22 protein-coding genes are annotated in these 22116 nt (G+C 68.1%); 13 read left to right on the top strand and 9 right to left on the bottom strand.

The features are described 5' to 3' along the window. Positions 1 to 11 precede the first annotated feature (11 nt). The 6 genes from OHB23_RS21410 (at position 12) to OHB23_RS21385 (ending at position 5527) form a co-directional block, all read left to right on the top strand. On the top strand, positions 12 to 785 hold the full coding sequence (locus tag OHB23_RS21410; RefSeq protein ID WP_328811687.1) for an SDR family NAD(P)-dependent oxidoreductase: 774 nt from the start codon (positions 12 to 14) through the stop codon (positions 783 to 785). Beyond that, complete coding sequence (locus OHB23_RS21405) at positions 785 to 1879, top strand: alcohol dehydrogenase catalytic domain-containing protein (protein ID WP_328810382.1); 1095 nt, start codon at positions 785 to 787, stop codon at positions 1877 to 1879. Before OHB23_RS21410 ends, OHB23_RS21405 begins: the two co-directional genes overlap by 1 nt. Then, positions 1876 to 3393, top strand: a complete 1518-nt coding sequence (locus OHB23_RS21400) for a class I adenylate-forming enzyme family protein (RefSeq protein WP_027504427.1) — start codon at positions 1876 to 1878, stop codon at positions 3391 to 3393. The genes OHB23_RS21405 and OHB23_RS21400 overlap by 4 nt, the downstream gene beginning before the upstream one ends. Before the next feature lie 69 nt (positions 3394 to 3462). Further along, entirely contained in the window at positions 3463 to 4086 is a 624-nt protein-coding gene (locus tag OHB23_RS21395) for a TetR/AcrR family transcriptional regulator (protein ID WP_027504426.1), read from the top strand. A 92-nt stretch (positions 4087 to 4178) separates the two neighbouring features. Continuing rightward, on the top strand, positions 4179 to 4514 hold the full coding sequence (locus OHB23_RS21390) for an EthD family reductase (protein WP_027504425.1): 336 nt from the start codon (positions 4179 to 4181) through the stop codon (positions 4512 to 4514). Next, entirely contained in the window at positions 4511 to 5527 is a 1017-nt protein-coding gene (locus OHB23_RS21385; protein ID WP_442973000.1) for an MBL fold metallo-hydrolase, read from the top strand. Before OHB23_RS21390 ends, OHB23_RS21385 begins: the two co-directional genes overlap by 4 nt. Before the next feature lie 3 nt (positions 5528 to 5530). Here the strand turns inward: OHB23_RS21385 and OHB23_RS21380 are convergent, their stop codons facing one another. The 6 genes from OHB23_RS21380 to OHB23_RS21355 form a co-directional block, all read right to left on the bottom strand. Continuing rightward, positions 5531 to 6295: an SDR family NAD(P)-dependent oxidoreductase gene (locus tag OHB23_RS21380; RefSeq protein ID WP_328810381.1), complete on the bottom strand. Its 765-nt coding sequence runs from the start codon at positions 6293 to 6295 to the stop codon at positions 5531 to 5533. Between the two features lie 10 nt (positions 6296 to 6305). Then, positions 6306 to 7964, bottom strand: a complete 1659-nt coding sequence (locus OHB23_RS21375) for an ABC transporter permease (RefSeq protein ID WP_027504422.1) — start codon at positions 7962 to 7964, stop codon at positions 6306 to 6308. A 62-nt stretch (positions 7965 to 8026) separates the two neighbouring features. After that, positions 8027 to 9193, bottom strand: a complete 1167-nt coding sequence (locus OHB23_RS21370) for an ABC transporter ATP-binding protein (protein WP_222639902.1) — start codon at positions 9191 to 9193, stop codon at positions 8027 to 8029. Position 9194: 1 nt separating this feature from the next. Continuing rightward, the gene (locus tag OHB23_RS21365) at positions 9195 to 9980 is read right to left on the bottom strand and encodes an SDR family NAD(P)-dependent oxidoreductase (protein WP_328810380.1); all 786 of its coding nucleotides are present in this window, start codon (positions 9978 to 9980) and stop codon (positions 9195 to 9197) included. Positions 9981 to 10032: 52 nt separating this feature from the next. After that, complete coding sequence (locus OHB23_RS21360; protein ID WP_328810379.1) at positions 10033 to 11067, bottom strand: ABC transporter substrate-binding protein; 1035 nt, start codon at positions 11065 to 11067, stop codon at positions 10033 to 10035. A 240-nt stretch (positions 11068 to 11307) separates the two neighbouring features. Further along, complete coding sequence (locus OHB23_RS21355; RefSeq protein WP_328810378.1) at positions 11308 to 11994, bottom strand: TetR/AcrR family transcriptional regulator; 687 nt, start codon at positions 11992 to 11994, stop codon at positions 11308 to 11310. A 64-nt stretch (positions 11995 to 12058) separates the two neighbouring features. On the opposite strand from OHB23_RS21355, the gene OHB23_RS21350 reads away from it, so the two are divergent. Next, positions 12059 to 13648, top strand: a complete 1590-nt coding sequence (locus OHB23_RS21350; RefSeq protein WP_328810377.1) for an MFS transporter — start codon at positions 12059 to 12061, stop codon at positions 13646 to 13648. A gap of 14 nt (positions 13649 to 13662) precedes the next feature. Beyond that, positions 13663 to 14547, top strand: coding sequence for a LysR family transcriptional regulator (locus OHB23_RS21345; RefSeq protein WP_328810376.1), 885 nt, complete (start codon positions 13663 to 13665; stop codon positions 14545 to 14547). A 19-nt stretch (positions 14548 to 14566) separates the two neighbouring features. Here the strand turns inward: OHB23_RS21345 and OHB23_RS21340 are convergent, their stop codons facing one another. Continuing rightward, positions 14567 to 15394: a helix-turn-helix transcriptional regulator gene (locus tag OHB23_RS21340; RefSeq protein ID WP_328810375.1), complete on the bottom strand. Its 828-nt coding sequence runs from the start codon at positions 15392 to 15394 to the stop codon at positions 14567 to 14569. Positions 15395 to 15480: 86 nt separating this feature from the next. Between OHB23_RS21340 and OHB23_RS21335 the strand changes: the two genes are divergently transcribed. Next, on the top strand, positions 15481 to 15696 hold the full coding sequence (locus OHB23_RS21335) for an SDR family NAD(P)-dependent oxidoreductase (RefSeq protein WP_328811686.1): 216 nt from the start codon (positions 15481 to 15483) through the stop codon (positions 15694 to 15696). Then, complete coding sequence (locus OHB23_RS21330; protein ID WP_328811685.1) at positions 15693 to 16160, top strand: SDR family NAD(P)-dependent oxidoreductase; 468 nt, start codon at positions 15693 to 15695, stop codon at positions 16158 to 16160. The genes OHB23_RS21335 and OHB23_RS21330 overlap by 4 nt, the downstream gene beginning before the upstream one ends. A 53-nt stretch (positions 16161 to 16213) precedes the next feature. On the opposite strand, the gene OHB23_RS21325 is transcribed toward OHB23_RS21330, so the two are convergent. Continuing rightward, entirely contained in the window at positions 16214 to 17068 is an 855-nt protein-coding gene (locus OHB23_RS21325; RefSeq protein WP_328810373.1) for a helix-turn-helix transcriptional regulator, read from the bottom strand. A gap of 175 nt (positions 17069 to 17243) precedes the next feature. Between OHB23_RS21325 and OHB23_RS21320 the strand changes: the two genes are divergently transcribed. From OHB23_RS21320 to OHB23_RS21310, 3 genes are all read left to right on the top strand, one after another. Beyond that, positions 17244 to 18182, top strand: a complete 939-nt coding sequence (locus OHB23_RS21320) for an SDR family oxidoreductase (RefSeq protein ID WP_328810372.1) — start codon at positions 17244 to 17246, stop codon at positions 18180 to 18182. 79 nt (positions 18183 to 18261) lie between these two features. Then, a complete protein-coding gene (locus tag OHB23_RS21315) occupies positions 18262 to 18726 on the top strand; it encodes a hypothetical protein (RefSeq protein WP_027504413.1) in 465 nt (154 codons plus the stop codon). A 113-nt stretch (positions 18727 to 18839) separates the two neighbouring features. Next, entirely contained in the window at positions 18840 to 20735 is a 1896-nt protein-coding gene (locus OHB23_RS21310; RefSeq protein ID WP_328810371.1) for a putative bifunctional diguanylate cyclase/phosphodiesterase, read from the top strand. Between the two features lie 10 nt (positions 20736 to 20745). Here OHB23_RS21310 and OHB23_RS21305 read toward each other — a convergent pair whose 3' ends face one another. Then, positions 20746 to 22098 carry an MFS transporter gene (locus OHB23_RS21305; RefSeq protein WP_328810370.1) on the bottom strand — a complete coding sequence of 451 codons (1353 nt, stop codon included), beginning with the start codon at positions 22096 to 22098 and terminating at the stop codon, positions 20746 to 20748. Positions 22099 to 22116 lie beyond the last annotated feature (18 nt).

Here is a 22116-nt window from a genome sequence, read left to right as displayed (position 1 = left end):
ACGTGACGGACATGAACGACACCCCGACCCCCAGTGCCCTGTTCGATCTGACCGGTCGAACTGCGGTGGTGACCGGAGCGTCGTCCGGTCTCGGTCTCGGGTTCGCCCGTACGCTCGCCGCCGCAGGAGCCACGGTGTACGCGGCGGCACGCCGCGCGGATCGTCTGGCCGCGGTGGCGGAGACGGTCCCTGGCCTCGTTCCCGTGCGATGCGATGTGACCTCGGACGAGGACCGTCGAGCGTTGGTGGATCGGTGCCGCGAGGAGACCGGGCGCCTGGACATCCTGATCAACAATGCCGGCATGCCCGGCCCGCCGGACGCGGAACAGGAGACCGCGGAGGGCTTCTCGGCGATCCTGGAGGTGAACCTCCTCGCAGGCTTCCACCTGGCGGTGCACGTCGCCTCGACGACGCCGGACTCCGCCCCGGTCTCCATCGTCAACATCTCGTCGGTCGTCGGTCTCGTCTCGACCGCCCCCATCGGCGGTGCGAGTTACGCGGCGTCCAAGGCCGGTGTGCTCGGCCTGACCCGTGAACTCGCCGGGCAGTGGGGACGACGACGGATCCGCGTGAACGCGGTGGTCCCCGGGTGGTTCGACACCGAGATGACCGACGGGCTCTTCGAGAACGAGAAGTCGGCCGGGTGGGTGCGGCGCAACACGATGCTCGGTCGCGGGGGTACTGCGGGCGAGGTGGACGGCGCGGTGCTGTTTCTCGCCTCCGATGCCTCGTCGTACGTCACCGGGCACACCCTGGTGGTCGACGGCGGCTGGACGGCGCGCTGATGCTGGCCGTGCAACTGCTCGAGTGGGGCTCCGCTCCCGAGCTGCGGGACATTCCCGTTCCCGAACCGACGGGCGAGCAGTTGCTGCTCGAAGTCACGGCGGCGGGTCTGTGTCGTAGCGATCTGTCCGTCTGCGATGCGCCGGCCGGACGGTTCGACTACCCGTTGCCACTCACGCTGGGACACGAGGTGGCCGGACGCGTCGTCGCTGCCGGCCCCGATGCCGACGGGAGCACGGTGGGATCGTCCGTGGTCGTCCACGGCGTGTGGTCCTGCAGAACCTGCCGCAACTGCCGCCGGGGTCGGGAGAACTACTGTCTGGCACTGCGGCCGGTCGACGGCAGGCTCGCCGTGATCGGCAACGGCCTCGGCGCGCCGGGCGGACTGGCCGAGTACATGGTGGTTCCGCACGGTGGGGTGCTGGTCGACACCGGTTCCCTGGCACCGGAACTCGCAGCGCCCCTCGCCGATGCGGGCGCCACCGTGCATCACGCCGTCAGCGGTCAGGCCGACCTCCTCGACTCGAACGCCGTGGTCGCGATCGTCGGTGTCGGCGGTCTCGGTCACCTCGCGGTCCGAATGGCGTCGCTGCTGGGAGCCGGCCACGTGGTGGCCGTCGATCCGCGCGACGCGGCTCGGAGATCCGCGACGACCATGGGCGCCGCCGCGGTGTACTCGTCACTGGCCGAGGCGGCCTCTGCCACGAGAGATCTCGGGGGCGTCGACGTGGTGTTCGACTTCGTCGGCAGCGACGACACGATGGCCGAGGGGCTGGCCACGCTCGTACCCGGAGGACGCCTCGTCGTGGTGGGGGGCGCCGGAGGGTCCGTGTCGGTGGCCAAGAACCGGGGGATCGCCGCCGGGTGGCAGGTCTCGGCCCCCTTCTGGGGCAGTCGGGCGGATCTGGTGGAGGTGGTGGCGCTCGCGGAGTCCGGGGCGCTGCTGCCCGAGGTGACCACGCGACCTCTCGACGAGGCGATCGACGCCTATGCGCGTCTGCGTGCCGGGGAGGACGCCGGCCGAACCGTGCTCCTGCCCACCACGTCCGACGAGCCCACCCCAGAACGTGATGCCGGAAAGGACCACCGTCAGTGAAGACTCTCGCGCTCGAACTGCGAGACCGCGTCCGGGAACACCCCGACGCGATCGCCGTGATCGACCTGCACGGCACCCATCGACTGGCCGACGTGATGGCTGCCGCCGAACGCGGAGCCGAGCACATGGCACAGCACGACCCCACACCTCCCACTGTGCTGATCCAGGCGGACAACACCTGGCAGACGGTGGCCACCGCACTGTCGGTCGGTCTGCGCGGAGGCGTGGTCGCCGTGCTCAGCCCGCATGCCACAGCATCGGAATTCGTGCTCGCCGTCGAGGACGTCGACCCCGACATGGTGGTGGCCGACCTTCGCACACTCGAACAGTGGGGGGTGTCCGACCAGGACTTCCCGTCGGGCGACGCGGCGGTCGGTGACCGTCATCTGCGTGCTCGCCGTGGTGATCCGCGAGGTGTGTCGCGCTGGAACGGAGGCAGTGTCATCGCGATGACCTCCGGATCCACCGGTCGCCCGAAGTGCGTCGTCCAGTCCGAGGACGCACTGCGCTACGCCTGTTCGTGCACGAGGGACGCCGTGGGTCTGCGGCCGGGCGACGCGGTGGGCGCCTTCGTCCCCCTGTCCTCCGTCGCCGCAGCATGTTTCGGGATGTATCTGCCGCTGTTCGTGGGCGGACCGATGGTGTCGATCGGCAAGTGGTCACCGGCGGCCGCACTCGACGCGATGGCCGCCCACGACGTCCGCTGGACGATGCTGGTGCCGACGATGGCGCTGCAGCTGTCCCTCGTCGAGAACGGGGCCGGTCGACTCGCGGGGATGCGGGCGATGACGGTCGGCGGCGGGCCCATGAACGCGTCGGCTCTCGAACGGGCCGAGCAGTTCCTGGGAACGACGTTCCTCCGGGTGTTCGGCATGTCGGAGTGCCTCGGTCACACGACCGCGACCCCGGACGACGATCCTCGACTTCGCCTCGGTACGGACGGACGGCCGTTCCCCGGCACGATCGTGCGGGCCGTGAACGGTGCGGGGGAGGACGTGGGCACCGGGGAGATCGGTGACGCGCAGGTCCGCGGACCCTCGATGTTCGTCGGGTACGCACGGGGAGGACAGGTCGCGGCACCGACACTGACCGACGACGGATACCTGCCGACCGGTGACCTCGTCGAGGTGGCGACCGACGGCACCATCACCGTGATGGGCAGGCAGAAGCAGATCATCATCCGTGGTGGTCGCAACATCGACATCAACGAGGTCGAGGCGGCGGTGGCCGGCGTCCCCGGCATCGTGCAGGTCTGCGTGGTGCCGATCCCGGACGAGCTGCTGTCCGAGCGCGCCGGAGCCCTCGTGGTGACCGACGGACGCGCTCTCGGTCTGGCCGAGGTGACGGACGGATTGTCCCGTCGCGGCGTGCCACGACACAACTGGCCGGAGTACGTCTTCGCTGTGGACGATCTGCCGCAGAACCGTGTCGGGAAGCTCTCTCGACCCGATGCCGTGCGAATGGCAGCGCGTCTCGCCGGTGTTCCCGATCCGAATTCACCTCGGGACGAGTAACATGAGCACGATGCTGACACATTGCGGGGAGGCCGGAGGCCGGCCGGGCCAGTCTTCGAGGGTGCCGCGATGAGCGTCGGAACGACGGCACGCCGCGAGAGCCCGCGCTCCAAGCGGTCTCGTATTCTCACCGTCGCCATCGAGCAGTTCGGCAGGGTGGGCTACGACCACACCAAGTGGGCGTCGGTGGCGGACGAGGTCGGAATAGGCCAGACCGCGCTCTACCACTACTTCGAATCCAAAGCGCACTGTCTGCTCACCATCATGCGTCTGGAACTGGCGGATTCCGTCGAGCGCTTCGACGCGGCCACGGCCGACCGGAGCGACCCGGAGGCGGCACTGCGAGCCGCCGTCGCGGGAGCTCTCCAGGCCTCGCCGCTGGACGCTCTGCAGCGCCGGATCCTGCAGAACCACATGGACCTTCTGGCGACGGAGCGGCAGTCGGGGAAGGAGGAGGCCGAGCGTCTCCAGTCCCGAGAGCTGGTCCAGGAGATCGAGCGTCGGTGGACGAGATTGATCGCCAGTGGCATGGACGACGGGGTCTTCGCCGAGGGAGATCCGAAGACGGTGGGACGCCTGGTCCTCGCCCTCGTCATCAGCGTGTGGCGGTGGTACCGGCCGAACGGCCCCGCCACCCTCGACGAGATCGCCGAGACCGTCACCACCGCGGTGCTCAAGATGGTGCGCCCCTGACCGCTGGGCGCTGAGCCCGGCTCGGCCATTCGTGTCGATCACGTCCACCCCTACCGAACCGAATTCATGTTGACCACACCCTGGAGGAAATCATGTTCGATCTGATGGTTCTCGCCGCCCGTCCGAACGACTGGACGCACGAGCAGTTCATGACGTGGTGGCGCGGTGAGCACGCGGAGGTGACCTACCCGCTCCCGGGCCTGCTGCGGTGGCAGCACATCGACATCGTCCACTCGATAGACGAGCGCAGCGCCGGGTGGGACGGACTGTCCATTCTGAGCTTCGCCTCGCGCGACGATCTCGAGACCGCGCTCGCCAGTCCGGAGTGGAAGGTCGCCGTCGAGCACGTCGGAACCATGCGTGGGCGACGGATGATCTGGTACGGCGACGAGCGGACCATGGTCGCCGACACGTCGACCACCTCGTGACCGCCCGGTGGTCCGATCCGGGATCCGTTCGGATCGCGGACGGCATCCACCGGGTGCCACTGCAGATGCCGTCCGACGGACTCCGTGCCATCAACGTCTATGCCCTGGAGACCGACAGGGGCCTGGCGCTGATCGACGGCGGATGGCGACGGCCGGGTACGTACGACGAGTTCTCCACCGCGCTGGCCGAATTCGGTTGCCGACCGGGCGACGTACACGACGTGTTCGTCACTCACGTCCACCGTGACCACTACACCTTCGCCGTCGACCTCCGCCGTCGACACGGCTGCCGCATCCACCTCGGGTCGGCCGAGGCGCCGGGGATCGTCGCCATCGGGGAGCTGGCCTCCAACATGCCGACATCGTCACTGCGTGAGCTGGAACGGGCCGGCGCCGACGACATCGCGCGAGCGGTTCGCCTGGACACCAGCGACGAGGACTTCGACTCGGACGACTGGGAGCCGCCGGACGCGTGGCTCACCGAGGGCGCCCTCGACATCCCCGGACACCGGTTGACCGCGGTGCACACGCCCGGCCACACCAAGGGCCACATGGTGTTCCACGATCTCGACCGAGACATCAGCTACACGGGCGACCACGTTCTGCCGACCATCACCCCGTCGATCGGATTCGAACTCGGTGAGTGGGACCTGCCCCTGGGGCACTACCTGCAGTCGTTGGAGATGATGCTCGACGATCGGGATCGCACGGTGCTGCCCGCTCACGGGGACACCGGTGTCGGTCTGCACGCGCGCGTGCGCGAACTCCTCGATCACCACGCCCGCCGCTTGGCGGCGACCCGTGCGGTCGTCGCCGACCTGACCCGGGCGACCGGCCTCGATGTGGCCGAGCGCCTTCCGTGGACCCGTCGTGATCGCCCGTTCGCGGATCTCGGAACGTTCGATCGCATGGTCGCGGTCTGCGAGACCCTGGCCCACCTCGATCTGGACGTCCACCGGGGCGTGCTGCGTGTGGAGAACCAGGACGGCGTCGACGTGTTCAGCGTCGCCTGAGACTCAGGCGGCGGTCCACCCGCCGTCGACGTACAGCTCGGTACCGGTCACGAAGCGTGCATCGTCACCGGCCAGGAACGCCACCGCGGCAGCGACTTCCGCGCCGGAACCCAGTCGTCCCATCGGCGTGCCCGCCAGCATGGCCTCGTGGCGCGGCGTGCCCTCGTAGCGCGCGAGCAGTGGCGGGGTCGCGATGAAACCGGGGTGGATCGAGTTGACCCGCACCCCGAGGCGGGCCCAGTGCAGCGCCGCGTTCTTCGTCATGGTCCGCACGGCACCCTTCGCCGCGGCGTAGGCGATGCTGTTGCCCAGTCCGCCGACGCTGCCGAGGATGGAGCAGATGTTGACCACCGATCCGCCGCCGGTCCGCTCGATCAGGGCGCCGGCGTGCTTCATCCCCAGCCACGTACCGGTCTGACTCACCTCGACGACGCGGCGATACTGCTCCACCGTCTCGTCGACGACGGTGGCGAGCGATCCGATCGCACCGTTGTTGACGACGGCGTCGAGCGTGCCGTGACGGTCCTCCACGAGGGCGAGGGTCGCCGCCCACTGCTCCTCGTCGGTGATGTCCAGCGCGCACGCCAGATGCGAGTCGGGGCGTTCCAGCGCGTGCACCGCTGCGTCGCAGGCGCTCTGGTCGACATCGGTGACGATCACGCTGGCTCCCTCGGACGCCAGCCTCGTCACGATGTCGACACCGATCCCGCCGGTCGCGCCGGTCACGAGGATCACCTTGTCGGTCAGACGGGTACTGCCTTCGGGCATGGTGTGCCTTTCAGAGCTTGCTGAGGACGTTGCGACCGCCGACGAGCATGGCGATCGCGACTCCCGTGGTGGTCACCGCGGTCATGAGCAGCGCCATCGCCGCGACGAGCGGGTACGAGCCGTTCTGCCACATGTCGTAGAGCAGGGTGCCCATGACCTGGGTCGTCGAGGCGCGGACGAGCAGCGAGGCGGCGAACTCGTGAGTCAGAAGGATGAACATCAGGGCGACGGCGCCGAAGATGGCTCCTCGCATGAGTGGCAACAGAATTCGAAGATTGGTCACCACGGGCGAGGCGCCGCTGGTGGCCGAGGCCTCGGTGTAGGTGTTGCCCAGCGCGAGCATCGCCGTCATCTGCAGTCGGACCGAGAACGGCAACATCAGCACGATGTAGACGAGCACGATCACCGTGCGAGTGCCGTAGAGGATCAACGGAGGTTCGGTGTACGTGAGCAGGAACCCCACACCGAAGATGACCGCGGGGATACCCAGTGGCAGGGCGGTGATGAAGTCGCCGATCATGCCCAGGACGCGGAAGCGACGACCGCGGACCAACAGGTTGGCCATGACGTACCCGATGGGGATGCACACGGCCACCGCGGCGAGGGACGTGAGGATGCTGGTGAGTACGGACGAGACGATCGCGTCGTCGGAGATGAGGGCCCGGAAGTTGTCCAGCGTCAACAGATCCAGGGTCAGGGTGTCCGACCAGTACGGGGTCAGCGACACGATGACGAGTCCGACGATGGGGATCAGCAGCGCGAACAGGGCGTACACACTGATGGTGACGGCCGCCCACGTTCCGCGGCCCGAGGGTGCGGAGAACGCCTTGCCGCCGTGAGTGACGAACCGGCTCTGATTGCCCAGCAACATCTTCTGCACCAGAACCAGCGCCAGTCCGAACAGGACGAGGGGTGAACCGGCAGCTGCGGCGGCCGCGAAGTCGGACGGTGATTCCGACACCCGCCGGTACATCTCGGTGGTGAGGACCTTCACTCCGCTGTTCTGACCCAACAGGAGTGGTCCGGTGAACTGGCCGAGCCCGAGGAGGAACGCGATACCACCGCCGTAGATGAGCGACGGACGGAGCAGGGGGAGAACGATACGGAAGAACACACCCATCGAGGACGATCCGCTGATCCGAGCGGCCTCGAGGTGCTCCGAACTGATGTTGTCCATCCCCGAGGACACGAAGAGATAGACGAACGACGTCAGACCGAATCCGGTCAGGATGACGATCCACGGCACCGTGTAGACGTCCACGGGGCCGCTCTCGAGATCGCTCCACCAGGGCAGCGCGCGCAGTACGACATTGAGGTAGCCGGGTCCCGGTGACAGCAGGAAGGCCCAGCCGACGATGTTGGCGACCGCGGGAAGCACGATGGGCAGGATGGGAATCATCTTGAGGAACCCGAGTCGCGCCGGAAGGCGGCTCGCGGCGTAGGCGAGCAGGGTGCCGAGAACGAGCGCGATGACGAGCGATCCCAGCGCCAGAATCACTGTTGTCCACAGTGTCTGGGCGATGTCGAACCGTCCGTACTGGCTGCGGTAGCCCCGCGCTCCGTCCTCGAACGCGAGCATCTGCAGACGCACCATGGGGAGGACGACCAGATAGGCGAGAACGGCGAGAAGAATGCCGTAACCGAGCCGGGCACGCCAGGGGCCGGTCAGCCGTGACCGTCGTCCCGCCGGCGGCGGCGTCGTGTCGGTGTCGGGGGGTGTGAGGGTGGCGGTCACGATGCGCTCCCCACTGCTGCGGCGACGGGTGCGGTGTCCGCGGCGGTCGCGGTGGAGGGCGCCGAGGGGAACACCCGCAGCGCTGCGGGGGAGAAGGAGACGACCACGGCGTCACCCGGCTCGGCCGAACGCAGCGCGAGGCCGTGCTCGGCGGCCGACGCACGCAGGGTGAGTGTCTCGGCGCCGGACCGCACGGTCACATCGAAGTGCCGACCTCCGTACTCGTGATCGACGAGGGCGGCGTGCAGTCCGACGTGGCCGGGCGGAACCTCGGCCATGCTGCGGTGCAGGAGCAGGTCGTCCGGACGCAGCCGTGCGACCGCGGAATCGCCCTCGTCGGCACGATCGCGGACCACCGAGTCGCGGAGATCGATCGCGTCACCCGCGGAGGTCTGCCAGCCGTCGTGCGCCCTGCGCAGTTCGAGCTTGTTGGCCATGCCGATGAATGCCGCGACGTAGTCCGAGCCGGGGTTCTCGAACACGCTCGACGGCGTGTCGAGCTGCTCGATGCGACCCGATTTCATGATGGCCAGACGATCGCCCAGTGCGAATGCCTCGGACTGGTCGTGGGTCACGAACACGGCGGTGAACCCGAGTTCGCGGTGCAGGCGGTGGATCTGGGACCGGACCTGATCGCGCAGCCGGGCATCGAGGTTGCTGAGCGGCTCGTCGAAGAGGATGAGGTCCGGACGCGCGACCAGCCCGCGGGCGACCGCCACGCGCTGCTGTTGGCCACCACTGAGTTGCGACGGATACCGGTCGAGCAGTGCGCCGCAGTCCACCATGTCGGCCGCTGCCTCGACGGCTCCCGGTCCGAAGGACTTGGTGAGTCCGCGGACGTCGAGGGGGTACTTGATGTTGCGGCGCACCGTCATGTGCGGCCACAGGGCGTAGGACTGGAAGACCATGCCGATGTTGCGCTTGTGCGCGGGGACGTCGACTCGCTGGTCCGCGTCGAAGACCGTCCTGTCCTTGAACGAGATACGCCCGCCCTGGGGCGTCTCGAGCCCCGCGAGGCACCGCAGCGTGGTGGTCTTTCCACAGCCACTCGGGCCGAGAAGAACCAGGAACTCGCCCTGCTCGATGTCGATGTCGAGACCGTCCACGACCTTCGTGCTGCCGTACGTCTTGGTCAGTCCGGAAATGGTGAAGCGATCGGTCATCTCATGCCTTCTGTCCAGAGGTGTGTGTGGGTGTTCGCGCGCCGGCCGCCAGACCACCGTCGACGACGAGGTCGGTTCCTGTGATGTAGCTGCTCTCGGATCCGGCGAGGAACACGACGGCGTCCGCGACGTCGCCGGTGGTGCCCCGCCGCTGCATCGGAATGGTGCGCACATAGCCGGCGACATCGTGGTCGGCGAAGTCCTCGCTACCGGTGATGTCGGTGTCGATGCTTCCGGGGCACACCGAGTTGACTCGGATCCCCCGCTCGGCGAGCTCGAGCGCAGCCACTCGGGTGAGGGCCCGCACACCGAACTTCGAGGCGCCGTAGGCGCCGAGCTTCGCTGTCGCGAGGATTCCGCGCAGGGACGACACCGTGATCACGGAACCGCCGGACTTGACGGCGGTGCTCGCCGTCCTGAGGGCGAGGAAGGTGCCGACCAGGTTGATGTCGAGCATGCGGCGGAAGTCGGCCAGTGAGGTGTCGGCGATGTCGCCGCGGTGCGCCGCCCCGGCGTTGGCCACCAGCACGTCGAGGCCTCCACCGTCCGCTTCGATTCTCTGCACGCACGCGTCCCACTCGGCTTCCGACGCCACGTCCAGATGCAGGTAGCGAACCGACGGTCCGAGGGTGTCGGCGACCGCGCGACCACCCTCGTCGTCCACGTCCGTGACGTACACGGTCGCTCCGAGAGAGGCGAAGCGCGCGGCACATGTCGCACCGATGCCGCGCGCGGCGCCGGTGACGAGCACACGTGGGCCGTGTGAAGGCGCTGTCCGAGCGTCCATGATCACCTCCCTGGATGACGAGTTCGGATGGTCGAGAGCGGTCGCGTCCCCGTCACTGGAAGAGCTGCGACCATTCCTGCGAGTACCGGTCGACGTTCTCGGGGGTCAGATCGGCGGGATCGGGTGAGGCGATGTTCTGTGCCCGCTCGACGGCGCCCGGAACATCCGGCAGCGCGGCGGCGTAGCCACCGTTCAGCGCGGCCTGTCCCTCGGCGGTCACCATGAAGTCCGCCAGGACCTGAGCCGCGTTCGGATGCGGCGCCGCACTCAGGACCTCGGTGTACCACGGTGTGCCCCAGGGGTTCTCCGGCAGCACCCAGTCGACGGGAGCGCCCGCGTCGACCTCGGTGACGAGCGGCTGGACGCTGGGCGAGACCACCACTTCACCCGACGTCAGGGCCTGCGCGACCGCCAGTGCGCTCGGGTAGACACGCGGCTGCAGTTCGGCCAGCTTGTTCCAGTAGTCCTCGCCGTAGTTCTCGGCGTAGTGCCGATACAGGTCGACGTACGACGCGATGCCCGTCGGATTGACGATGCCGATGCGGCCGCGGTAGGCCGGGTCGAGAATGTCCTGCGGGGTCTCGAGACCGTCGGGCACCGCGGCGGTGTTCCACCCGAGGCCGAAGACAGCGGCGGACGAGAGGAAGAAGCGGTCGTTCTTCACGCTGGCCGCGCGGTCGTAGTCGGGTGCGTCGAAGTCGGGACCCACGATCTCGGTGGAGAAGGTGCCGGACTCGGACGCGCTGGCGATCCACGACGCGTCGGTCACCATGTGGACGTCGGCAATGCCTGTACCCGTGCGGTTCTCGGTCTCGACACGGGGATTGATCTCGGAATCCGTTCCGCGCACGAAGTCCATGGAGATCTCCGGGTACTTCTGCGTGAACGCGGCCTTCAGCGCGTCGAGGTTCGCAGGCTTCTGGCTGGAGTAGAGCATCACGCTGCCCTCCGTCTTCGCCGCGGCGACGACGTCGTCCCAGCTGCCCTCGACGGGCCCGGACGGGGTGGTGCTGCCGCCGCACGCTGTGAGCGCGAACGCCGACGCTGCCACGGCAACGGTGGCGATGGCTCGGGGAATCCTCCGCATGGTCAGACCTCTCTCGGACTCACAGGGCCGCTCGGCTGTCGGTGCGAGTGGACTTCCTGAACTGATGTCAGTTTGAAAGTAGTATGACGTCCTTGTGATGTCAATCACGCAGGTGAGGGCAGTGCGACGACGGGCACGACGGGGTCGCCGGGCCCGCGCCCATCTCCGCGCGCCGCGATCCGGGGTTGCGAGGTTGTCGCAGTCGCGATCGGCGAGCTCTCGAGCGGGGAGGGCGTTCTCTTACTCGACTGCCGTCGCGGTCCAGGTCGCGTAGGCGTCGAGCGCTCCGCGGGTGGCCCGAGCGCGGTCGTCGCCGATACCGACGAGCTGGGCGACAGCCATGGGCGCGAGGACGCTCGCGACTGGGTCGCTGTGATCGGCGAAGTGGCCGGCCGCTTCGAGTGAGACGAACCCGTGTACCAGGCTCCACAACTGGGCGGCGATCTGTTCCGGGTCGTCGATGTCGACGCGACCGGCCGTCACCAGTCGGTGGCAGCTGCGTACCAGAACGGCGTAGGCCTCTCGGAAATGCTGTTGTGGCACAAGGGGAGCGGACGCGCGGTAGGTTCCGCGCGGCGAGAGTCCGAACATCAGGTCGTAGAGGTGCGGATTGCGCTGCGCGAAACCTCTGGCTCCCAGGGCCATGGCGAAGAGCTGCACACCGGGGTCGTCGTTCGACGCGGCCGCGTCCTCGAGAGTCCCTGTCAGCGTCGCGTATCCCCGAACCACGACAGCGTCGAGCAGCCCGCCCACGTTCCCGAAGTGGTGGTAGACCGTGATCGTCGAGGAGCCTGCCCTGTCGCTGATGCGACGGACCTTCATCTCGGCAGGGCCTTCCTCTGCCAGGACAGCGACGGCGGCGTCGACGAGGCGCTCGCGGGTGGATCCGTCGTCCGCCGTGCGGTCGGTGTCTCGTCGAGCGGCCATGACGTCATGGTCCCACGATGACGTCCGGATGCGACGAGCCCGCCGCGCCTGCTATAACTTTGTTATGACGTTCCTCGCCGCGGTGCCGGCCCTCCGCTCGCGCAAGATGGCCGCCCTGGTGACGCTGTGCTGCGCGGTGTTCGTGGTCAACGTGTCCACCACGATCGTCAACATCGCGCTGCCCACCCTCGTCGAGGACCTGGGGGCGTCCACGCGCGATCTGCTGTGGGTGGTCGATGCCTTCAACCTGGCATTCGCTGCGTTGGTGCTGGCCGGGGGATCGCTCAGCGACCGGTTCGGTCGCCGTCCCTTCCTCGTGGGCGGGCTCGTGCTCTTCGCGGTCGCATCCGTGGGTGGGGCGTGGAGTGGTGAGCCCGCCCAGCTGATCGCGTGGCGGGCGCTGGCCGGTGTCGCGGCTGCCGTGGTGTACCCGGTGACGCTGTCGATTCTGACCAACGTGTTCCAGGAGCGGTCCGAACGCGTCATGGCCATCGGACTGTGGGGCGCGGCGACCGGCGTCTCGGTCGCGGTCGGACCCGTGGTGGGTGGGGCGTTGATCGAACATTTCTGGTGGGGATCGATCTTCGTCTTCAACGGCCTCGCTGCTGTCGCAACCATCGCTCTCGCAGTGCGTTTCGTGCCGAACTCCCGTGATCCGTCGACCCCGCCGCTGGACAAGTCGGGTTTGCTTCTGTCCGTGCTGGCCCTGGGGTCACTGGTGCACGCCATCATCGAAGGCCCCGACCGCGGGTGGTCCTCGGCGTCGACGGCGCTCGGATTCGGTGTGGCCGCCGCATTGCTGGTCACCTTCGTTCTCCGGGAGTCGCGCGCTCGCCACCCGATGCTGGACGTGCGGCTGTTCACGAACATGCGCTTCACGGCTGCCAGTGGGGCGGTCACCAGTGCGTTCTTCGCGCTGTTCGGGTTCATCTTCCTCGTCACCCAGTACTTCCAGTCCGTGCGCGGCTTCGGTGCCCTCGAGACCGGCGTGCGCATGCTGCCCGTCGCGGGATCGCTGGCAGTGTTCTCGCTGGTGGGTCCCCGCCTGGCGGTACTGGTCGGTTCCAAGATCGTGGTGGCCGCCGGCCTGGCATCGTTGACGGCTGCGTTCCTGTGGATCTCGCAGATCGACACGGGCACGTCCTACCTGCAGATCGCGGGTCAGATGGTGCTGCTGGGCGCAGGCCTGGGTCTGACGAGTGCCCCTGCGACGGAGGCGATCATGGGAGTCGTTCCGACCGACAAGGCCGGGATGGGATCAGCGGTCAACGATGCCACCCGCGAACTCGGCGGAACACTCGGTGTCGCCGTGATCGGGTCGGTCGCACTGTCGGTGTACCGGGACGGGCTCGACACGACGCAGTTGCCCACCGTCCTGATGGAACCCGCGCAGGAGTCGGTGGGCGCCGCGCTCGAAGCCGCACGCCAGGCGGCGGACTCGCTGGGTGCCACCGGGGCACTGCTCGGGTCGCAACTGTCCGATCTCGCACGCGAACGCTTCGTCGACGGCTTCACCACCGGCAGTCTCGTCGCCGGGATGGTCACCGCCGTGGCGGGTGTGCTGACGCTGGTCTTTCTCCCCTCGCATCCCCTCCCGTCGCATACCGACGACGACGAGTCGCACGATCGCCCCGACGTGAGCGTGCGCCGCTGACATACGCTCCATCGGTGCCGACTCTGCGAGCCCTGGAATGCTTCGTGGCCGTCGTCGACGCCGGCTCTGTCACCGCGGGAGCAGCCCAGCTGCATCTGTCGCAACCCGCGCTCTCCCATCACCTCGCGTCGTTGGAGTCGGAGATCGGGAGTCCTCTGCTGGAGCGGCTTCCGCGAGGCGTGCGTCCCACGCCCATCGGCCGTGCCGTTCTCGTCGATGCGCGGATCGCGTTGGCAGCGGCCGAGCGAGTTCTGCGAACCGGACACGCTGCGGCACAGGGTGATGCGGGCCGGCTACGCCTGGGGTGCGCGGAGAGCATGACCGTCCCGATCCTGGCGCCGACGTTTAGCACCTGGACCCGGAAGCATCCGGACATCGGTCTGGATCTGACCGAGTACACCAGCGCCGACGCGATGGCGACGGCGATCACGGACGGCGACCTCGACATCGCAGTGGGGCCGGCGCCGTCGCGCGGGTCCGCAGCGATGACCGAGATCGGGACCGAGGAGATCCTGGTCGTGATTCCGGAAGGTCTCGATCTCGCCGACGAGGACGCCGTCTCCTGGCCGAACCTCGCCGGCAGGCCGATCGTGCACTATCACCCGTCGAACGGCCTTCGTGGATGGTTCGACACCGTGGCTGCGACGCACGGAGTCCAGCTCGACGCTGTCACGCACACTCGACATGCCACGACGGCAGCACAACTCGCTCACGCAGGGTTGGGGGTCGCGCTCGTGCCGGCCACCGCCGTTCCCGCTCGCTCCGCCGGGATCGTCAAGTCGATGACACCTCCACTGACGAGGTCGGTCGTCGTGATGGTCGGGGCGGAATCGGACGCGCTGACACAGAGGTTCGTGGCCGATCTCGTGTCGCGGGGCGTCGGTACTCGCCGCTCCTGACCCGCTCCGCGCGACCGGCTCACACCAGAGTCTGCGTGCCGACGACGCGCAGCAACTCCAGACGTTGCTCGTCCTCGGAGCCGGGAACGGTGGTGTAGACCACGATGCGCAGATCGCTGCCCGGTGCCGTGAGCACATCGCAGTCGACAGCGATCGGTCCCACCGGCGTCGTCATCACCTTGCGGCTTGCCTTGTGCACCGACATGGTGGCGCGACCCCAGCGAGCGTCGAAGTCCGCGCTCCTCGCCCGGAGTCGGGTGACGAGGGTGGTCAGATACGGGTCGTCGGGATAGCGGGCGTGTGCCACTCGGAGATCGGCGACGAGGTCCTCGCCGAATTCCTCGTGATGGCGGTCGTCGTAGCCGACGCCGGTGAAGTCGTCGGTGAAATGGCGCCACACCACATTGCGGTCGACACCGTGTCGCAGTGCGGGGTCCCCGCTGATGGCTGCCCAGAGGCCGTTGTGATGGACGATGTCCCACGCGGCCGTGAAGACCGCCAGTGGCACGTCGTCCAGGCGGTCGACCATGCGCCGCACGCCGGGCCCGATGTGGTGCGGGACGAGGCGCCCGTTCGGTGATGCCAGTCCGGCCACCCGATACAGGTGATCCACTTCCTCGTCGTTCAGTCGCAGCGCTCGCGCCAACGCGGCGATGGTCTGCGCCGACGGGTGCCGCGCCCGCCCCTGCTCGAGGCGGACGATGTAGTCGACGCTGATGGACGCCAACGTGGCGAGTTCCTCACGGCGCAGTCCGGGTGCTCGTCTGCCGGGGACGGCGGGCAGGCCGACCTCCTCCGGTCGAGTCCGGTCCCGCCAAGCCCGGAGCACCGTCGACAGTTCACTCATGCACACCATCGTGCACCGCGTCGCCGGAGCGCGGGTGGTACCGGCAGTACCTGGACCTGCACGCCACCGGGCCACAGGATCGAGACATGACAACAGCACTCATCACGGGAGCGAACAAGGGCCTCGGACTCGAGACGGCGCGACGACTCGTCGACTCCGGTGTCGACGTGTACGCCGGCGTCCGCGACCCCGGCAGGGCAGACGACGTCCGCGCACTCGGTGCACACGTGGTACGGCTGGACGTGACGGACACCGACTCGGTCACCGCGGCGGTGTCGTCACTTCCCCGACTTGCGTCCTGATCAACAACGCCGGCGTCATCGGACACGGCGGCGGTGTCGACGACCTGGACGCCGACTCCATGGCAGACACCCTCGACACCAACGTCGTCGGCATCGTCCGGGTGACGCAAGCAGCGCTGCCGCTGCTGCGGCAGTCGTCGAATCCGGTGATCGTCAACGTGGCCTCGGGTGTGGGAATGGGCCGCTTCCTCCAGGATCCCGGCCGGGACGAGTTCCCTGTCGCCGCCATCCCGTACGCCGCCTCGAAGGCGGCCGTCATCACTCTCACCGTGCAGTACGCCAAGAACCTCCCCGAGATACGAATCAACGCCTCCGACCCCGGCTACACGGCCACCGACCTCAACGGGAACACCGGGCATCAGACTGTCGCGGAGGGAACCGACGCCACCGTTCGCCTGGCGCTGCTCGGCAGCGACGGACCCACGGGGGAGTTCCACGACAGCACCGGGCGGATCGAGTTGTGAGCAGGCGGTCGTTCGGCTGATGGCATCGATTCCTCGACGTGATTCCGTGTTCGTCACGGGCCCGGTGTCGTGGACGATCGCGTTCCCAGCGCGGGGAGCAGCTGAAGCTTCTCGTGACTCGGGCTGCCGGGAACTGCGGTGTAGACCAGAAGGAAATGGGACTGCAGCGGATCGACGAGCGTCTGGCAGGACAGTTCGAGGCGGCCGAGATCCGGGTGGACGAATCGCTTCGTCTCGGCCGGCCGCACTCCCACTTCGTGCCGCTCCCAGACGGTGCGGAACTCGTCGCTCTCCTGAAGCAGCGTCGCCGCGAGACGCGCAGCGCGCGAGTCGGGTCCGCGAAGAGTGGCGACCTCGCGTAGGCCGGACACCCATGTTCGGGTGAGGTGCGCGTGATCCTCGGGGGCGTACAGGTTCCTGCTCGCCGGGTCGGCGAACCACCGATACCCGATGCTGCGTGAGGGCCCGGTCCGGCCGGACTGATCACCGGTGAGCGCGACACCGAGTGCCGTCTGCCGCAGCGTCTCTCCCAACTCTGTGACGATCTCGGCGGGAGTGTCGTGCAGTCGGTCGAATATGCGCAGCAGGCCCGGACCGATGTGATCGCCGACGGCCCCGCGTGTCGGTGGGGTGTGGCCGGCGAGCCGGAACAAGTGGTCGCGTTCGGGTAGCGAGAGATGCAGTCCCTGTGCGATCGAGGCGACCATCTGTTCGGACGGTTGGGGTCCTCGCTCCCGCTCGATACGGGCGTAGTAGTCGGTCGACATGTGGCTCAGTGCCGCGACCTCTTCGCGCCTCAACCCGTCGGTCCGACGTCGCAGCCCTCGTGGAAGACCCACGTCCTCGGGTTGCAGTGCGCTGCGGCGACCCCGGAGAAACTGGGCCAGCCCTGCTCTGTCGATCTCCATTGCTTCTTCCTATCGCGTGGCGCGTGCGCCGACCAGGGTCTGTCGATCCCCCTCTCACGCGCAAGGGGTGACCCGCCATCGGGGGATCGACGAGTCCTGGTTGTCGGGGGAGGACCCCGGCACGGTGAGGTCACACGTCGTCGACACGACACCTCACACCCATCAGGAGCGACCCATGAGACACACCATCGACATCGCCGTCCCCGATCTCTCCGGTATCCGAGCTGTCGTCACCGGCGGCAGTGACGGCATCGGCCTCGTCCTCTCCCGTCGCCTCGCGGCAGCAGGGGCGGAGGTGGTCCTGCCCGTTCGCTCGCAGAGCAAGGGGAAGGCGGCGATCGACGCGATCAGGCAGGCTCATCCCAGCGCCGACGTCTCACTCCGGCGCCTCGATCTCTCGTCGCTCGACTCCGTGTCCGCACTCGCGGACACGCTGTCGTCGGAGGGCAGACCGATCGGCATCCTCGTGAACAATGCCGGCGTGATGACTCCACCGTCGCGACGGACGACGTCGGACGGATTCGAGCTGCAGTTCGGTACGAACCACCTCGGCCACGTCGCGCTCGTGGGCCGTCTGCTTCCCCTGCTGCGAGCAGGGCGCGCCCGCGTCGTCTCACAGATCAGCATTGCCGCGAACAGCGGATCGATCAACTGGGACGACCTGAACTGGGAACGGTCGTACGACGGAATGCGCGCCTACAGCCAGTCGAAGATCGCCTTCGGACTGTTCGGCCTCGAACTGGGACGGCTCAGCGCGCAGCGTGGCTGGGGTATCTCGAGTCATCTGTCGCACCCCGGAATCGCGCCGACAGGTCTGCTCGCCGCGCGACCCGAGCTCGACCGGACCTCGCAGACGACGAGCCGTCGCGTGATCGAGGCCCTGTCCCGTCGCGGATTACTGGTCGGCACCACCGAGACCGCTGCGCTGCCGGCTCTGTACGCGGCGACCGCCGTCGACGTGACGTCCGGAAGTTTCCACGGGCCGGCGGGACTCGGGCACCTCGGTGGGCGTCCCGGACCGCAGAAGCTGTACTCGCGGCTGCGCGATCGTGCGGAGGCGCGACGGGTCTGGGAACTGTCGACCGAGCTCGCCGGAGTCGGGTTCCCGGACTGACTACCGGGCGCCGGACCCTCACCACGCGTGGTGAGGAAGAGCACGCATCCCGATCGGCGATCGTGTGCGAATGTGTTTCATGGTTCATCGCACTCAACCGACGCCGCGCTCGTGTGACTTCCTCGAGGTGATGGGCACGTCCGACATCGAACCCTCGAGTCGGTTCCTGGTGTGGTTGATCGACGACCGCGACACCGTGGTGGTGCGGGCAGCGGCCGACGTGTCGTCGGCGGTGCGGACGGCTCGCGCGTACTGCGCGGCCTGGGGAGCACGGGTGCAGTACATCGAGGGTCCGGACGGCCGGATAGTCGACCGCGCGGACTGGGAACCATCGATGACCGGCCCCCATCCGTTGCCGTACGTGTACACGGTGGAACTGCGATCGCCGCGCGCGACGGGACGTGACGAACTGGTGTCGGCTCTGTGGACCAGTACCGACCTCGACGAGGCGCTGCGATGGCGTGACATGCTCCCCGACGACCTTCGGGGTCGCAGCCTGGTGGTCAGCAACGCACCCGACGGTCACTATCCGACCGCCCCCTGACACGAGTGCATTCGGCGCCGTCGGCGTTCGCACGGCCACGGAACGATCGACGTGCGATGCTGGACGGGTCATAAGCCGTGAATGTCGGGGTTTGTCGCTCGTGACGTGTGCCCGTGGTCGAACCGACCATCGACTCACAGACGCCGAACGGAGTGATGGTGACGATCCCCGCCCGTGTCCTCGCGGACGTTCGTGCATCCCGACGCTTCGCGCTGGCGCAGACCGCGCTCGCCAGGCTCAGTGGGCTCGCAGTCTCCGCCGACCTGGACGAGGTGTCCGCCGCAGCGACCTCCACCGCGGCGACCCTGGTGGGGGTGGCGTCCGCGGCGCTCGCTCAGCACGAGAGTCCGGAGGATCCGTTTCTGCGCGTCGACGCGGTCACCCATGTGCTGCGCACCGATGTCGAGGTGCGGTCCGGCGCGGGCTCCCTGGCCGGATTCGCTCTGGCGCACGGTCGATTGACCGTCTGCTCGGACGGCGAGACAGAGACACGATTCGACACGTCCACCATGTCGTCGGTCGGCTTTCGCAGCGGCGCCGCAGTGCCGATCACGACGAGCGCCGGGGTGTGGGGCGCGCTGATCGTGTTCGGGGCGGAACCGAATCTGTTCGACGACACGGACATCGCGTTCCTGTCGGCGGTGGCCGGAGTGTTCTCCGCAGCGCTCGAACGCGTCGACCTCTCGCGGCTTCTCCGGGAACAGACCGATCACGATCCACTCACGGGACTTCCGGACCGCACGCGGGCCTACTCGGCGGTGGGCGATGCGTTGACTCGCGCGCGTGCGCAGGGCGACGAGGTGGCGTTGCTCCTCCTCGACGTCGACGATTTCGCGATCATCAACGACAGCCTCGGACACGACACCGGGGACCGCGCGTTGGTCCGGTTCGCCGAGCGTCTCGTCGCTGCGGTCCGAACGCGGGACGCGGTGTATCGCTTCGGAGGTGACGAGTTTCTCGTCGTCTGCGGGGGCTTCGACGACGCCCGGAACGCCGAGGATCTCGCGTTCCGTGTCACCGCTGCGCTGGCCGCGCCGCCGTCCGCGGCCGATGCCCCCATTCCGATGAGTGCCTCGATAGGTATCGCGGTGTCCGAGCCCGGCGTCACGGTGCGGGAGTTGCTGCGGCGCGTCGATCTGGCGCTGCACCGCGCCAAGGACGGCGGCGGCGGAGCGCATGCCGTCTTCGACGCCGAGGACGATCACTACGACGCCGACCGCGTCCGCTCCCTGTCGGTCGACCTGCGGGCTGCCCTGGCCGAGGACGAGTTGACCCTCGCGTACCAACCCTTGGTGCACATCGCGACAGGGGAGGTGGTGTCCGTCGAAGCACTCGCACGCTGGAATCACCCGACGCTCGGGCAGATCGAGCCGTCCGAGTTCGTAGCGGTGGCCGAGCGCACCGGTCTGGCTGCGGTACTGGGGGATTGGGCGCTACGCACTGCGTGCCGCCAGGCGGCGACATGGCGCAGGGACTTCTCGATCACCGTGCGGGTGAACGTCAGCGCGCTCCAGTTGCGAGATCCGGCGTTCCCCGGCCGGGTCGCGTCGGTGCTCCGGGAGACCGGCCTACCGCCACAGGCCCTGGGGCTCGAGGTGACCGAGACGGTGTGGCTCGCCGACACCGGACGCGTCGCCCGGAACCTCACCGCGGTGACCGAGATGGGCGTCGCGCTGCTCCTCGACGACGTCGGCGCCGGTCACAGCAGCCTGGCCTACCTCGAACGGTTTCCGGTGTTCGAGTGCTTCAAGATCGACAAGGGATACATCGACGCACTCGACACCCGGCGGGGCCGCGCGGTCGTCACCGCCATCGTCGCGTTGGCCAAGGCATACGAGATGACCGTCGTGGGGGAGGGCGTCGAGACCCGGGCGCAACTCGATGCAGTCGCCGAGACGGGATGCGATCTGGCGCAGGGGTTCCTGCTCGGCAGACCCGTCGACGCCGAGCGCACCACCGCCGTGCTGGAGCTCCGTGCGCCACGGGCGGAGACGGTTCACGAGGTGTGAACCGTTCACCTCAGTCGTGCTCTGTCTCCGCGTCGGAGCGAGGGCGCGACAGATGCAGATCGTCCTCGCGAACGAGCGCCGTGGCGATGACGCTGATCACCGACGTGCCGACGAGGAAGCCGCACGCGAGCCAGGGTGACCCGCTCGCCGCGGCGATCAGTGCGGTGAGAACGAGAGGCGTCACGCCCGAGGCGTAGATCCCGGAGAACTGGTAGACCACGGACAGGCCGGTGTAGCGGATCTCGGTCGGATACAGGCTCGCGTACAGCGTGCCCTGTGCTCCGTAGAAGGTGGCGTGGACGATGCCGAACACCAGGACCAGTCCGAGTCCGAAGAGCCACAGGCTGCCCGTGTCGAAGAGGGCGAACACGGGAAACACGGCCAGCCCGTAGGCCGCGATGCCGGTGATGTACACACGCTTGGCGCCCACCCTGTCCACGAGCACCCCGGACACCGGGATGAGCACCGCCATCACCACTGCCGCCACGGTGACCACGAGCAGGACCGAGACCTTGTCGAACTTCAGTTGTGTCGTCGCGTAGGTGATGGCGAAGACACCCCACGTGTTGAAGGCGGCACCCTCGCCCCATCGCGACAGCAGTCCGAGGACGGTGCTTCGCGCATGGCGCCGTGCGAACACCTCCTTGATCGGTGCGCTCGATCGCTGCTGGAGTTCCGACACCTCGCGGAACGCCGGCGTCTCCTCCACCTTCAGGCGCACGACCAGACCGACGATCACCAGAACGAGACTGACGAGGAACGCGATGCGCCAGCCGTAGGAGAGGAATTGCTCTTCGTCGAAGATCACCTGCAGCAGGGCGAACATTCCGGTGCCCAACGCGAGGCCGAGCGCGAGACCCACCTGCGGGATGCTTCCGAACAATCCACGCCGACGCGCCGGGCTGTGCTCGACGGCCAGAAGCACGGCACCGGCCCACTCGCCGCCGAGAGCGAAACCCTGTGCGATGCGCAACAGCAACAACAGAAGCGGAGCCAGCAGACCGACGTCCTCGGTCGTCGGCAGGACGCCCATCAGGGTGGTCGCCACACCCATGACCAGCATCGACAACGCCAGTGTCTTCTTGCGGCCGATACGGTCTCCGAAGTATCCGAAGACGACTCCACCGATGGGGCGCACCACGAATCCGACGGCGAAGGTGGCGAAAGACAGCATGGTGCCGACGAAGGACGACTGATCCGGGAAGAACAGGCGATTGAACACCACACTCGCCGCCGTGGCGTAGAGGAAGAAGTCGTACCACTCGACGGTGGTGCCGAGGAGGCTCGACGCCACGACCGTGCGAAGGCGCTTGCGCCGGTCGGCATCGGGTTCGAACGAGGCCGAGTCGGTGAGGGCAGTCATGCACTCCGACACTGGCGT

Origin of the sequence: Rhodococcus sp. NBC_00294, from assembly GCF_036163995.1 — a bacterium.
Taxonomy (GTDB): domain Bacteria; phylum Actinomycetota; class Actinomycetes; order Mycobacteriales; family Mycobacteriaceae; genus Rhodococcoides.
The sequence above is the reverse complement of the archived record's forward strand: the minus strand, read 5'-3'. Positions and strand labels throughout refer to the sequence as shown.